The sequence below is a fragment of the Methylobacterium sp. J-077 genome (genome assembly GCF_022829365.1).
Taxonomy (GTDB): domain Bacteria; phylum Pseudomonadota; class Alphaproteobacteria; order Rhizobiales; family Beijerinckiaceae; genus Methylobacterium.
In genome coordinates this window covers 23,508-36,410 of record NZ_JAKSYJ010000084.1, presented here as the reverse complement: position 1 = coordinate 36,410, position 12,903 = coordinate 23,508, and the positions used below count along the sequence as shown (strand labels likewise).

Sequence of the window (12,903 nt, the reverse complement as noted above, 5' to 3'; positions counted from 1 at the left end):
CGGATGAAAGGCCACGGCGGTGAATGCGGGTTCCTGGGCTGTATCGGCTGCTAGTCGGCTTGGGCATCATGGCCAGTAACCGCTGTCACGAATTCGCAAGATCGGGGCGCTAGCAAGACATCGCGACAAGAAAGACGGCACCGCCCGGGGACCATGCCCGTCCGATGCCGCGGGTCGCCGCGGGGATCGGACCCCGCGCGTAGTTGGCCGACACCAGGGTCCCGGCGGCGTCCCGCGTCCCTCGTGGTTGGATCTCTTGGGCCATGCCCCCGGCGCCGCGAGGCGGGTGGGGACGTTGACGCATATCTGGTAGACACCCCGACAGACCTGAAAAGTTGACGTTGGCCCGGCGGGCTGCCATCCGCCCGTCCGACATGTCCGCCCGCGAGCGGCGCCGTTGAGTCCGGAACACGATGACAGACCTGATCGAGACGATCCGCCGGACGCTCGTGCCGATTCACAAGGAGGGGTATCCCTTCATCCTGATCGGCATCGTGCTCACGGTGCTGGCCGGCTATTTCTCTCAGTTCTTCGGCTGGATCTTCCTGATCCTCACCCTCTGGGTTTGCTACTTCTTCCGCAACCCGGAGCGCGTCACCCCGGTGGTGGACGGGCTCGTGGTCTCGCCCGCGGACGGGCGGGTCAACCTGATCGCCACCGTGCTGCCGCCCCCCGAGCTCGACCTGCCGCAGGTGCCGACCTTACGGGTCTCGGTGTTCATGAACGTGTTCGATTGCCACGTGAACCGGGTGCCGGTCTCCGGCCGGATCGGCCAGATCCACTACACGCCGGGCCTGTTCCTCAACGCCGAGCTCGACAAGGCCAGCGACGACAACGAGCGCAACGGCATGGTCATCGAGACCAGCCATGCCGGGCAGGCGAAGCGCGTCGGCGTGGTGCAGATCGCCGGGCTGGTGGCGCGGCGGATCGTCGGGTTCGTCTCGGCCGGGGACGTGCTGGCGGTGGGCGAGCGGTTCGGGCTGATCCGGTTCGGCTCCCGGGTCGACGTCTACCTGCCGGCCGGCGCCACCGTGCTGGTTGGGCTCGGCCAGAAGGCGGTGGCCGGCGAGACGGTGCTGGCCGATCTCGGCGGCGGCCCGGGGCGGCAGTTCAAGCGGATCTAGACGGCCATGGACGACCTGTTCCCGCCCTTCGCGCCCGATCCGAACGAGCCGCGGCCGCGCCGGTTCAAGCCGGTGCCGTTCCGGATGATCGCGCCCAACATGATCACCCTGATGGCGCTGTGCCTGGGGCTGACGGCGATTCGGCTCGCCTTCGAGGGCAAGTTCGAGCCCGCAGTCATCGCCGTGGTGGCGGCCGGCGTGCTCGACGGCATCGACGGCCGGGTGGCGCGGCTGCTCAAGGGCACCTCGCGCTTCGGGGCCGAACTCGATTCGCTCGCCGACTTCGTGAATTTCGGCTGCGCTCCGGCGCTGATCCTCTACGGCTTCGCGCTGTTCCACCTGAAATCCGCCGGCTGGATCGTGGCGCTGATCTTCGCCATCGCGATGGCCCTGCGGCTCGCCCGCTTCAACGCCATGCTGGACGATCCGAACCGGCCGGACTGGAAGAAGGATTTTTTCGTCGGCATGCCGGCGCCCGCGGGGGCGCTGACCGCGATGCTGCCGCTTTACCTGCACTTCCTCGGCTTGGGCGGCGAGGGCTGGGCCGCCCCGGCGATCCTGATATACGTGCTGGCCATCGCCCTGCTGGTCGTCTCCACGGTGCCGACCTTCTCGGGCAAGACCATGGGCAAGCGGGTGCCGCGCAGCCTCGTCCTGCCGATCTTCCTGTTCGGAGTCGCGGCCTTCGGCATCCTGATCAGCTATCCGTTCGAGGCCCTGGTGGCGGTGAGCGGCGGCTACCTGCTGACCATCCCGGTGGTCGCGGCCCAGTATCGCCGCCGCGCCAAGGCCGAAACGGGGACGACGACCGACGAACCGGCGGGGCCGGCGATCAGCGGGGGATAGGCCAACCTTGAGCGCTGGCTTTCGGGGAGCCGCCCCCTAGTTCCACCGATGCGTTCGGCGGGGGGGCGGTGCATGCTCGAGGAATTCAAAAAGTTCGCGTTGCGCGGGAACGTGGTCGACCTCGCGGTCGGCGTGATCATCGGCGCGGCCTTCGGGGCGATCGTCAATTCCGCCGTGCAGGATCTGTTCATGCCGGCGATCGGCGCGGTCACCGGCGGGCTCGATTTCTCGAACTACTACATCCCGCTCTCGTCCAAGGTACAGGCCGGGCTGCCCTACGCGGACGCCAAGAAGCAGGGCGCGGTCTTGGGTTACGGTCAGTTCCTGACGTTGACCCTCAACTTCCTGATCGTCGCCTTCGTGCTGTTCCTGGTGATCCGGGCCATGAACAAGCTGCAGCACGCCGAGGACAAGAAGCCCGAGGCGGTGGCCGAGGTGCCGGCGGACGTGAAGCTCCTGTCGGAGATCCGGGATCTTTTGGCGGACAAGCCGCGGGTTTAAGAACGCGGCTTGTCGGCGCCGTCCGGCGTGACGCCGAGGGCGTCGAGGATCTGGTCGAGGGCCTGGCCGACCGCGCCGGTGCCCTCCTCGTGGGTCTTCAGCCGGGTCTCGAGGCGGCGGATCTGCGGCTCGAACGCCTCCGGCACCGGGTCGTCCCCGAGGAAGCGGGGCTTGTCCGTCCCGACGGGCAGGACGCCGCGCAGCTGCTGGCCGAGGTGATCGCGCACCGGTTCCGGCAGCGTCGCGCCGGGCTCGCTCGGATCCTGGCTCATGGTCGCCTCGTCGTTCATCTCGAGCATCAACGGCTTCGCCGGAGAACCGTTGCGCGGTCGCGGGTTCACCCATGAAAACGGGCCCCGGAGCGGGTGCTCCGGGGCCCGATGGGCCGGTGCGGGACCGGCCCGCAAGATCAGTCGATGACCTCGACGATCCGGTGGCCGCGATCGACCAGCACCGGGCGGTCGTTCACCACGGTGTAGCGGTAGCCCGGCTGCACGCGGTACTCGGTCGGGACGTCGTAATAGGTGACGCCCGAATCCGGCAGGGTGGAGCCGACGGCGACGCGGCCGTCGTAATCGTACGAGCGGACGTTGCGCTCGCGGACGTAGCTGCGGAATCGCGGCGCCATGTCGACGCCGAGGATGCCGCCCACCGTGCCGGTGGCCGCACCGACGGCGCCGCCGACGATCCCGCCGATCGGGCCGGCCGCATCGTTGCCGGCGGCTGCGCCGCGCTCGGCACCCGGGATGGTGCCCTGGGCCTGGGCGGCCAGCGGCAGCGACAGGGCGAAGGCCGAGGCGGCGATCAGGGTTTTAAAGGTCATGCGGGACAACTCCGTTCCGTGGCGTTCCGCCGCAGCAAAGGCAGCGAAGCTCGGGCCGGTAACGCCCGATCCTCGGATTCGGATGCATGCTTTTTTCGGCCGGACGCGCCGAGAACCACGCAGCCCAGAGTCGCTACGCGTCCTTCGGCATCGCCGACTGGATGAACCGGTCGGAGCCGAGATCCTCCTCGTCGTAGCCCAGGAGCTCGGCCAGCCGGCCACGGGCACGGCTGACGCGGCTCTTCACGGTGCCGACCTTGCAGCCCATGATCGTGGCGGCCTCCTCGTAGGAGACACCCTCGGCGCCGACCAGCACCAGGGCCTCGCGCTGGTCCGGGGGCAGCTTGGCCAGGGCCGATTGCAGATCCTCGACGTCGAGCCGGTCGCCCTGGTGAGGGGCGGTGGCCAGCCGGGCCGCGTAGGAGCCGTCCTGGTCCTCGACCTCGCGGACCCGCTTGCGGTGATCCGAGTAGAAGATGTTGCGCAGGATCGTGAACAGCCACGCGTTGAGGTTCGTGCCCGGCTGGAATCTAGCACGGTGCTGCCAGCCCTTGAGCAGGGTGTCCTGGACGAGGTCGTCCGAGCGGGCAGGGTTCGAGGTCAGCGACAGCGCGAAGGCGCGCAGGGACGGCACCGCGGCGAGCAGGCCGTTGCGGAATTCCGGCTCGATCGCCTCGCCGCGGGCGCGGAGCGCTTCTTCCAGCTTCTCGATCAGGTCGGCGAAGCGGGACGGCAGCACGTCCTCGCCGATCCGCTCGTAGACGGTGCGCAGGTGCTCGCCGAGATGCGTGCGGATGTTCGGGGCGAGGTTCGGGCGGCCATCCCGAAGCGCGTCCTCCTGGGACAGGACGGTGTCGGTCTCGTCGCGGGTCATGCGTATCGTGCTCGTCAGCTCATCGTGGCTCGACCCGCGGTCCAGACCGGTCGAGGCGGATCGCTTGCCGGCCGAACTTCCCTCAAGTCCGGTCGATGCTCTCCTGTTACGGTCGTTCTAGCGCATCGGGGGCGCGCATGCACCCTCGCCCGAACTCGACTTAAGAAGCCCCGGCCGGTCTCAACAGCCGGATCGCCCCATCCCGCAGGGTCAGGACATCGCCGCGGGCGAGGTCGGTCCAGCACTCGTCCCGGGTCAGGGCCTGGGTGGCGATCACCGTGACCACGTCGCTCTCAGAGGTTTCCTGCGCGAAATTCACCTGCCAATCCTCGTCGATCAGGGTGGCGGTGCCGAACGGCGCCCGGCGGGTGAGATAGCAGAGGCGCTTGCCGCAATGGGCGTAGAGGGTGCGGCTGTCGGTCAGCAGCATGTTGAACACGCCGAGCCCGTGCAATTCGCCCGCGAGGTCGGCCACGGCCCGGTCGAGGGTCGCGGGCCGGGGCAGGGCCTGGAACCGGGCCTGTAGGCGGCCGAGCATCCAGCAGAAGGCGTGCTCGCTGTCCGTGGAGCCGATCGGCATGAAGCTGCCGAGCGGCAGCCGCTTCACGCCCTTGAGCTGGCCGTTATGAGCGAACGTCCAGCGGCGGCCCCACAATTCCCGGGCGAACGGGTGGGTGTTCTCCAGGCTGACCCGACCGCGATTGGCCTTGCGCACATGGGCGACCACGATGCGGCTCTTGATCGGCATGTCGCGCAGCAGCCCGGCCAGCTGCGAGCGCGAGCTCGGCTCCGGCTCGTGAAAGCTGCGGCAGGTCCGCCCGTCATAGAAGCTGATGCCCCAGCCATCGGCATGGGGCCCGGTCTCGCCCCCGCGCCGGGCCAGCCCTGCGAAGGAGAAGCGGATGTCGGTCGGCACGTTGGCGCTCATGCCGAGCAGTTCGCACATCAGGATAATGCCGGGGCCATGCGGGGGAGGGGCAACGTTTAGGTGTGTTCGGCTGCCCGAACAACGGCTTCGCGCCAATCACCGCGCCAGATAATCGGTCAGCGTCATCCCGACCATGATGGCGACCCAGAAGAAGCCGAGCCCCGAGAACAGCCGCACCAGCGGCGGCTCGTGGATCACCTCCATGGAAACCAGGAGGATTAGCGACACCATCACGGCGACGACCAGGAGCTCGACGATCCAGACCTGGGCGAAGGGCAGGGTCGCCCCCAGGGTGACGTTGACGGCGAGCAGGGCGAGCAGCGCCAGAAAGGTCAGCACCGGCGTGCGCAACCGGCGCCGGAGCAGGGCGCGGTCGTCGGCGCTCAGGGTCGCGAGGGGATTGCGCATCCTACCGGTTCACCACGTAGAGGATCGGGAAGGCCAGGATCCAGACGAGGTCGATGAAGTGCCAGTACAGGCCGTAGACCTCGATCCAGTTCTGGTGCCGGGACAGGAAACCGGCCTTGGCGGCGAGCCAGGTCATGCCGAGCAGGAGCGCGATGCCGGTGAACAGGTGGACCGCGTGCAGGAGCGTGGCGACGTAGTAGAGGTTCACGAACAGCCGCGCCGGCGGGGTCTCGGCGAGCGCGAAGGGCCGGCTGCTCAGGAACGGCATCATGTGCTCGGCCCAGTCGGCGTAGTACTCGTAGCCCTTGAGCACCAGGAACAGGCCGCCGAGCGCCGCGGTCGCGAGCATCGCCCGGACCATGGCGCGCTGCCAGCCGATCCGCGAGAACTCGATCGCCATCGACATGGTCAGGCTGGAGCAGATCAGCACCACGGTGTTGGTGGCGCCGATCCAGAACTTGAGGTGCTTGGCCGCCGCGACCGTCGCCTCGGGGTGCAGGATCCGGGTGATCAACGCCACCAAGAACAGCGCCGAGAACAGCAGCAGCTCGGTGATCAGCCAGGCCCAGATTCCCAGCGTCGCGGCGGCGCGCTGCTGGCCCACCGTCTCGAAATGCCCGGCGCGGGCGACCCCGACGCCATCGGCCAGACCCTCGCTCATCCGTGCTGGTCCTGGGATTCCTGCGCCTGGATCGGGTAATCGTAGGGGATGCGCGGCACCGCCGGGGGCGACAGGAAATTATGCTTGGGCGGCGGCGAGCCGGTCTCCCATTCGAGCCCCTTGGCGTTCCACGGGTTGGCCGGCGCCTTGCGGCCGAACCACAGGGAATAGACGAGATAGAGCATCGGGAAGATGTAGCCCGCGGCCAGGATCGTGGCGCCGGCCGAGGACAGCACGTTGAGCAGCTGGAACTCGACCGGATAGGTCGCGTAGCGCCGGGGCATCCCGAGATAGCCGAGGATGAACTGCGGGAAGAAGGTCACGTTGAAGCCGATGAAGATCAGCACCGCCGAGACCCGGCCCCACGGCTCGCTGTACATCCGGCCGGTGAATTTCGGCCACCAGAAATGCAGGCCGCCCAGGAAGGCCAGCACCGTGCCGCCGACCATGATGTAGTGGAAATGCGCGACCACGAAATAGGTCGCGTGGATGTGCTGGTTGATGGCGAGCGTCGCGAGATAGAGGCCGGTGAGCCCGCCGAGCACGAACAGCCCGATATAGCCCATCGCGTAGAGCATCGGCGTGTCGAGCCGCAGGCTTCCCTTATGGATCGTGGCGGTCCAGTTGTAGACCTTGACGGCCGAGGGGACCGCAACCGCGAAGGACAGGGCGGAGAACACCAGAGAGGCCAGGTCGCTCTGGCCGTTGATGAACATGTGGTGGCCCCAGACGAAGAAGGTCACCGAAGCGAGCCCGATCGACGCGTAGGCGACGAACCGGTAGCCGAACAGCTTCTTCTGCGCGAAGGCCGGGACGATCTCCGAGATCACCCCCATGCCGGGCAGGACCATGATGTACACGGCTGGGTGCGAGTAGAACCAAAACAGGTGCTGGAATAGCACCGGGTCGCCGCCATAGGCCGGGTCGAACACGCCGATATGGAAGCCGCGCTCCATGATCAGCAGGATCAGCGCCGTCGTGATCACCGGCGTGGCGAGCAAGAAAATCAGGCTTGTGGCGTAGTGCGTCCAGACGAAGATCGGCAGCTTGAACCACGTCATGCCGGGGGCCCGCATGGTGTGGATCGTGACCACGAAGTTGAGGCCGGTGAGGATCGACGAGAAGCCCACGACGGTCACGCCGATCAGAGCCGGCAGGACCCACGTGTTCGAGAACGCGGTGGAGAGCGGCGCGTAGAAGGTCCAGCCGGTATCGACGCCGCCCAGCACCAGCGAGACTAGGGTGAAGAACGCCCCGGTCATGAACACGTACCAGCTCGTCAGGTTGAGCTTGGGAAACGCCAGATCCTTCGCCCCGATCATCAGGGGGATCAGGAAATTCCCGAAGGTCGCCGGGATCGACGGGATCAGGAAGAACCACACCATCACCACGCCGTGGATGGTGAAGGCCTTGTTGTAGGTGTCGTTTGTCATGATCGCGCCGTTCGGCACGATCAGCGCCAGCCGGACCACGCCGGCCGCGAGCGCCCCGATCACGAAGAAGCCCGTGATCGAGGTCAGGTACAGGATCGCGATGCGCTTGTGGTCGGTGGTGAGGAACCACGAGCGCAGGGTCGAATCCGCGTGGAGATAGTCCGCCTTTCGCCCGAGGGTGGCCTCCGGCGCGTGCGGCTCGCGGCGGGCCGTGCCGCCGACGCTGCCCGTTGCGCTCATGATGTCGCCTTCATGGATTGGCCTGCGCGGCCTTGCCGGAGGCCGGCGCCGTGTAGGATTTGAGGAAATCGATGAGGCGGCCGAGTTCGTCCTCCGGGATCCGCCCGGCGAAGCTCGGCATGACCTGTTTGGTGCCCTCGGCGAGCCGGTCGCCGTTCGGGTTCAGGATTTTTTCGCGCAGCCAGGTCTCGTCGGCCGTGACGGTGCGGCCGTCGGCGAGCTTCACCGGGCTGCCGTAGAGGCCGGCGAGGCTCGGGGCCTTCACGGCCGAGCCGGGATCGTGGCAGCCGGCGCAGCCATAGGCCTCGTAGAGGCTGCGGCCGGCCGCGACCTTGCCCTGTTGCGCGCCGGCATGGGTCAGCCAGTCCTGGTAGTCGCCGGGGTTCATGAAGGTGACCTCGCCGCCCATCACGGAATGGTCGGTGCCGCAATATTCCGAGCAGTAGAGGTGGTAGGTGCCGATCTTGTCGGCCTTGAACCACAGGTCGGTGTAGCGGTCGGGCAGGGCGGCGATCTGCAGGCGCACGGCCGGCAGGTAGAGGGCGTGGATCACGTCCTGGCTGATGATGTGCAGGCGGATCGGCTGGCCGATCGGCAGGTGCAGGTTGTTGATTTCGGCCTGGCCGGTGGGATGCTGGAACTTCCACATCCATTGCCGGCCGATCGCCTCGATCACCATCGCGTCGGGCGGCGCGTTCCGCGAGGTGATGTACAGCCGCGCACCCCAGACGAAGAAGATCAGCGTCAGCAGGAACGGGATCAGCATCCAGCTGATCTCGATCAGGTTGGAGCGGATGCCCGATGGCTGCCGGTCCGCCTCCGAGCCCTCCCGGTAGCGCAGGGCGAAGTAGGTGATCGCCACGAAGACCGGCACGGTCAGCAGCAGGGTCAGGACCGTGAAGGCCAGGATCAGCAGGTCGGTCTCGGACGCGGTGGCCGAGACCGCGGCGGGCCAGAGTTCGAGGGCGGCGTGGTTCGGCGTCATCCTGCTACCGGTCCGGCGCGTCGAGGGGGCAGCCGACGATCAGGTCCATGGCCCGGTCGATCGGGATGCGGGCCCGGGTGCGGGCCGGATCGCTGTAGCCGTAGCCGGCAAGCCGGGCCGCGGCCGCGACCCGCTGGCGATCGAGGTCGGCATAGGGGTCCGCCTGGAGGTTCGGGGGCGGCGGCGTCAGCGGCGCGGTCTGCTGGCGGGTTAGGGGCGGCAGGGTCCGGCGCTGGCTGGCGCTGAAGGCGCCCATCATCCAGACCATGGTGCCGATGACGGTCAGCACCGCGAGCGCCAGGCCCGCCATCACCAGGGCGGTGTTGCGGACGCCGACGTCGCGCGTCTCGTAGCCGGGATCGTCGGGATCGCGCGGCGCATTGGCCGGCGCGCCGCGGGGCGGACGGCCGTTGAGCAAACCACTGCCGCGCAGGGTCAGCCCGGCCAGGATCGCCGGGATTAGGCCGGGACCGGGGCCCGTGCTCATGCGACCCTCCCGGCGCGCCGGGTTGTCGGCGCCGGGCGCCCGCCCAGCAGGAGATGGAGCGCGGCGGCGAGGCACGCCACCGCCAGGGCGGCGAGCCCGTCGGCCGGGCGGACCACGAACCGGTCGCGCAGGGCCGGCGTGACCAGCCAGAACATCTCGAGGGCGTGCACGGCGAGCGCCGCGCCGGCCAGGATCCGGGTGGTCGGGCGGCCCGGCCGCAGGGTCGCGAGCCCGGCCAGCACGACGACGATCCCGGCCGCGATCGACAGGCCGCGCCCGAGCCCGCCGCCGCGGGCGAAGTACCAGGCCACCTCCGGGGGCAGGTTGGCCGACCAGACGATCAGGAACTGCACGAAGTGCAGGAACGCCCAGAGCCCGAGCAGCACCACCAGGGGGACCAGCCGGCCGCGCCCGGGGGCCGTGCGCCCGCGGCCCACCGGCTCGGGCTCCTCCCAGGCGAGCAGGATCGCGGCCGCGAAGGCCAGCCCGCTCCAGGCGGTCATCACCAGCAGGCCGAGCAGGGCGGAATCGAGCCGCGGATCGAGGGAGGCGATCACGTCGGTGGTGAACAGGGTGCCGACCACGGCGTGGAGCCCCACCGCCGGCACGGTGCGGCCCTCGCCCGGCTCGTCGAAGGGCCGCGCGAACCGGAACGCCAGCCAGGTCCAGGCCGCGAGATAGACGACCACCCGGGCCGCGAAGAACGGCGTCGTGAACCAGAGCGCGGCGAGCGGCGTGCGCGGCGCCGCCCCGACCCAAGGGTAGAGCATTGGCACCGCCGCGAGCAGTGGCAGCCCCAGCAGCGCGGCCACCGGCATCAGCGCCATCAGCCGGCGCAGGCCCGCCAGCATCTCGACGCCGCCGCGCTCGCGCACCCGCTTGCCGAAGCGCTCGGCCACGATCGTGATCGGCAGGGCCCCCACCGGAAGCGCCAGGAGGACGAGCCAGACGGCGAGGTACGATGTCGCCGCCCCGCGCCAGCCGCCCAGCAGCCAGCAGGCGGCCATCAGGCCGAGCCCGAGGAGGCCGAGGAGGAGGGGACGGCTCACCGGGTCGCCTCCAGGCGGGTCCGGTCGTCCGGTGGCAGGCTCGCCACCGAAGAATCCTGGCTGAGCTGGAGCGCCCGGACATAGGCGACGATCGCCCAGCGGTCGGCCGACGGGATCATCTGCGCCATGCCGAACATGGCGCGCCGGCCGCTGCCAATGGCGTCGTAGATCTCGGCGGCCGGGGCCTTGCGCAGGGGCTCGGCGGTGAGGTCGCCGGCATGCGGGAAGCCGCGCTGCACGACGATCCCCCGGCCGCGCCCGTCCTGGCCGTGGCAGGGGGTGCAGAACACCGCATAGCGCTGCCGGCCGCGCTCCACTAGGTCCCGGCTGATCGTCTCTGGCTGCGGCGCCTCCCGGGCCGGGTCGGTCCGCGGCACGGTCCCGGAGACCGGCTGACGCATGGTGATCTGGCGGGGAAAGAACGGGTTCCGGTCCCAGGTCTTGGCCCGGGCCTGGTCGTCCATGTTGGCCTCGCCGCAAGCCGAGAGGGCTGGCAGCGCCGCGAGGAGGATGAGCCCGGCGACGCGCGTCATCGCGGGATCCTGCGGATCTCGAGGGGGCGCCCGGCCTCGGCCGGCAGGCTTGTGAGCCGCCGCTCGAACCGGGCCGCGTCGAAGCGATCGTCGCGCGCCTCGGCTGAGAGGAAGAACCGGTCGTCCGAGGCACGCAGGAAGCCCGGGATGTTGAAGGCCGGGTGGTTCAGCCGCGGCAGGCGGTTGAGCACCAGCAGCGCTAGGTGGATCGCGATGCAGCCGGTCATCATCGCGAAGGAGATGCTCGGCACCACGAAGGACGGCCAGGACAGGCGCGGGCGTCCGCCGATCAGGAACACGTAATCGTAGGCCGTGGCGTAGACGCAGAGCGCGTAGAAGCCCGCGCCGCCGAGCAGCGCGCCGGCCAGCGCGTAGGGCAGGATCGAGCGCCCCTCCAGGCCGAGCGCCCGCAGGGTCCGGGGCATCGGCACCGGACCGTGCCCGTCTAGATGGACTTGGTCCGGACTGATCCCCGACACCGCCTGGAGGGCGGCGGCGAGGTCGGCATGGCTGGCGAAGGCGGCGGACACGCCCCAGAGCGGGGCCGGCCCCGGATTCTCCTCCGGGCGGAGGGTGGCCCGGGACGCGGCCTCTCGGGCGGCGGCCTCGGTCCCCGGGGCACGGGCCAAAGCGAGGCGGCGGCTCTCGATGATCGAGACTGCGGGCAGGTAGCGCAGGAACAGCAGAAGAAGGGTCAGGAACAGGCCGATCGAGCCCGCGAAGGTGGCGATGCCCCAGGGATCCGGCCCGTAGGGCAGCCGGGAGGAGGGCAAAAAGTCCTGGGTTAGCGTGACGACCAGCACCATGACGTGGTCGGCATAGGCGCCGGCAGCGACCAGCAGGCCGACCGCCGCGATCGCGAGCGGCGCCGTCCGGGCGCGGGCCGACCACAGCACCTGCGCCGGCAGGACCAGGCCGAGGACCGCCGTCCAGGAGACCAGGGCGTGGTCGCCGGTCATGCGCCGCACCAGCACGGCGCGGCCTTCCGGGTCGCCGTTGAGGAACGTGTCAAAATATTCGGCGGCGTAGCAATAGGCGCTGGCGCAACCGAGGCCGAGCAGGAGGCGGCCGAGCACGTCGAGGTGGCGCGCGGTGACCAGGGTGTCGAGGCCGTAGACGACACGGATCAGCACAACGATCGCTGCGGTGATTCCGACACCGGAATAGACCGCGTTCACCAGGAAGCTCACCGGCAGCAGCGTGCTGTGCCAGCCCGGCATCAGCGAGCCGGCCAGCATCACCGAGGCACCGGTCTGGACCGAGACCACCAGCAGCACGCCGAGCAAGGCCACCGTCCGGTAGGCCTGGACCCAGATCTGCCAATGGGCAGCCGAGCCGCGCCAGCCCGACGCGACGATGCCGTAGACCTGCGCCCGCAGGAGCGCGAGCCGGCGGGTCGGCGCCTTGGCGTCCATCTGGCGCATCGCCTCCACGAAGGCGCGGTCGCGCAGGGTGGCGAGGTCCGGCAGCAGGCCGATGAACCAGAGGCTCACGCAGATCACCAGGAAGGCAACGATGTCGATCGCGTCCCATAGCAGCGGCGAGCGGAATTGCGGCCAGAGATCGTAGGTATTGGGGTAGGGCAGGTTCCAGAAGAAGAACCAAGGCCGCCCGAGATGGATGATCGGGTAGAGCCCGGCGGATGCGGTGGCGAGCAGCGCCAGGGTCTCGGCGATGCGGTTCACCGCCCCGCGCCACTCCGCCCCGAGCAGGAGCAGCACCGCCGAGACCAGCAGGCTGCCCGACGCGACGCCGATCCACCAATCGTAGCTGGCGATGTCGAGGGCCCAGACGACGGCGTTGTTGTTCGCCCAGACCCCCGGCCCCGCATAGAGCAGGTAGGCGAGGGTGAAGGCGAACACGCCGAGCAAAGCCACAGCCCCCGCGAAGGCGATCCACCAGCGGCGGTTTCGCGGATGCGTCAGCGGGATCGCGGTGACCGCGCCGCCGATGCCCTGAAGGGTTTCCTCCGGCCGGATCAAAGAATCGCCTGCGAGAGCGCCGGACATGC

Annotated in this window: 15 protein-coding genes; 3 read left to right on the top strand and 12 right to left on the bottom strand. The window is 69.3% G+C overall.

Annotated features, from left to right (window positions below; translation table 11 throughout):
• Positions 1–413: 413 nt before the first annotated feature.
• The 3 genes from MKL11_RS06575 to mscL all read left to right on the top strand — a co-directional run bounded on the left by MKL11_RS06575 (position 414) and on the right by mscL (position 2,471).
• Entirely contained in the window at positions 414–1,124 is a 711-nt protein-coding gene (locus MKL11_RS06575; protein ID WP_243941457.1) for a phosphatidylserine decarboxylase, read from the top strand.
• A gap of 6 nt (positions 1,125–1,130) precedes the next feature.
• A complete protein-coding gene (locus MKL11_RS06570) occupies positions 1,131–1,970 on the top strand; it encodes a CDP-alcohol phosphatidyltransferase family protein (RefSeq protein ID WP_243941455.1) in 840 nt (279 codons plus the stop codon).
• A gap of 72 nt (positions 1,971–2,042) precedes the next feature.
• Positions 2,043–2,471 carry a large conductance mechanosensitive channel protein MscL gene (mscL, locus tag MKL11_RS06565; RefSeq protein ID WP_243941453.1) on the top strand — a complete coding sequence of 143 codons (429 nt, stop codon included), beginning with the start codon at positions 2,043–2,045 and terminating at the stop codon, positions 2,469–2,471.
• Here the strand turns inward: mscL and MKL11_RS06560 are convergent.
• The 12 genes from MKL11_RS06560 to MKL11_RS06505 form a co-directional block, all read right to left on the bottom strand.
• The gene (locus tag MKL11_RS06560) at positions 2,468–2,743 is read right to left on the bottom strand and encodes a hypothetical protein (protein WP_243941460.1); all 276 of its coding nucleotides are present in this window, start codon (positions 2,741–2,743) and stop codon (positions 2,468–2,470) included. The two genes, mscL and MKL11_RS06560, sit on opposite strands and share 4 nt — an antisense overlap.
• Before the next feature lie 137 nt (positions 2,744–2,880).
• On the bottom strand, positions 2,881–3,294 hold the full coding sequence (locus tag MKL11_RS06555) for a DUF1236 domain-containing protein (RefSeq protein WP_243941452.1): 414 nt from the start codon (positions 3,292–3,294) through the stop codon (positions 2,881–2,883).
• A gap of 133 nt (positions 3,295–3,427) precedes the next feature.
• Positions 3,428–4,168 (bottom strand): NepR family anti-sigma factor, encoded by a 741-nt coding sequence (locus MKL11_RS06550; protein ID WP_243941450.1) that lies wholly within the window; start codon positions 4,166–4,168, stop codon positions 3,428–3,430.
• Between the two features lie 160 nt (positions 4,169–4,328).
• Positions 4,329–5,114, bottom strand: coding sequence for a class II glutamine amidotransferase (locus tag MKL11_RS06545; RefSeq protein ID WP_243941448.1), 786 nt, complete (start codon positions 5,112–5,114; stop codon positions 4,329–4,331).
• Between the two features lie 78 nt (positions 5,115–5,192).
• The gene (locus MKL11_RS06540) at positions 5,193–5,504 is read right to left on the bottom strand and encodes an oxidase (RefSeq protein WP_243941446.1); all 312 of its coding nucleotides are present in this window, start codon (positions 5,502–5,504) and stop codon (positions 5,193–5,195) included.
• Between the two features lies 1 nt (position 5,505).
• Positions 5,506–6,165, bottom strand: a complete 660-nt coding sequence (locus MKL11_RS06535; protein ID WP_243941444.1) for a cytochrome c oxidase subunit 3 — start codon at positions 6,163–6,165, stop codon at positions 5,506–5,508.
• Positions 6,162–7,838 (bottom strand): cbb3-type cytochrome c oxidase subunit I, encoded by a 1,677-nt coding sequence (locus tag MKL11_RS06530; RefSeq protein ID WP_243941442.1) that lies wholly within the window; start codon positions 7,836–7,838, stop codon positions 6,162–6,164. The genes MKL11_RS06535 and MKL11_RS06530 overlap by 4 nt, the downstream gene beginning before the upstream one ends.
• A gap of 10 nt (positions 7,839–7,848) precedes the next feature.
• Positions 7,849–8,823, bottom strand: a complete 975-nt coding sequence (gene coxB / locus MKL11_RS06525; protein WP_243941439.1) for a cytochrome c oxidase subunit II — start codon at positions 8,821–8,823, stop codon at positions 7,849–7,851.
• A 4-nt stretch (positions 8,824–8,827) separates the two neighbouring features.
• Positions 8,828–9,310: a hypothetical protein gene (locus MKL11_RS06520; protein ID WP_243941437.1), complete on the bottom strand. Its 483-nt coding sequence runs from the start codon at positions 9,308–9,310 to the stop codon at positions 8,828–8,830.
• Positions 9,307–10,359, bottom strand: a complete 1,053-nt coding sequence (locus MKL11_RS06515) for a hypothetical protein (RefSeq protein WP_243941435.1) — start codon at positions 10,357–10,359, stop codon at positions 9,307–9,309. Before MKL11_RS06515 ends, MKL11_RS06520 begins: the two co-directional genes overlap by 4 nt.
• Entirely contained in the window at positions 10,356–10,892 is a 537-nt protein-coding gene (locus MKL11_RS06510; RefSeq protein ID WP_243941432.1) for a c-type cytochrome, read from the bottom strand. Before MKL11_RS06510 ends, MKL11_RS06515 begins: the two co-directional genes overlap by 4 nt.
• Positions 10,889–12,901 carry a quinol:electron acceptor oxidoreductase subunit ActD gene (locus MKL11_RS06505; protein ID WP_243941430.1) on the bottom strand — a complete coding sequence of 671 codons (2,013 nt, stop codon included), beginning with the start codon at positions 12,899–12,901 and terminating at the stop codon, positions 10,889–10,891. Before MKL11_RS06505 ends, MKL11_RS06510 begins: the two co-directional genes overlap by 4 nt.
• Positions 12,902–12,903: the final 2 nt, after the last annotated feature.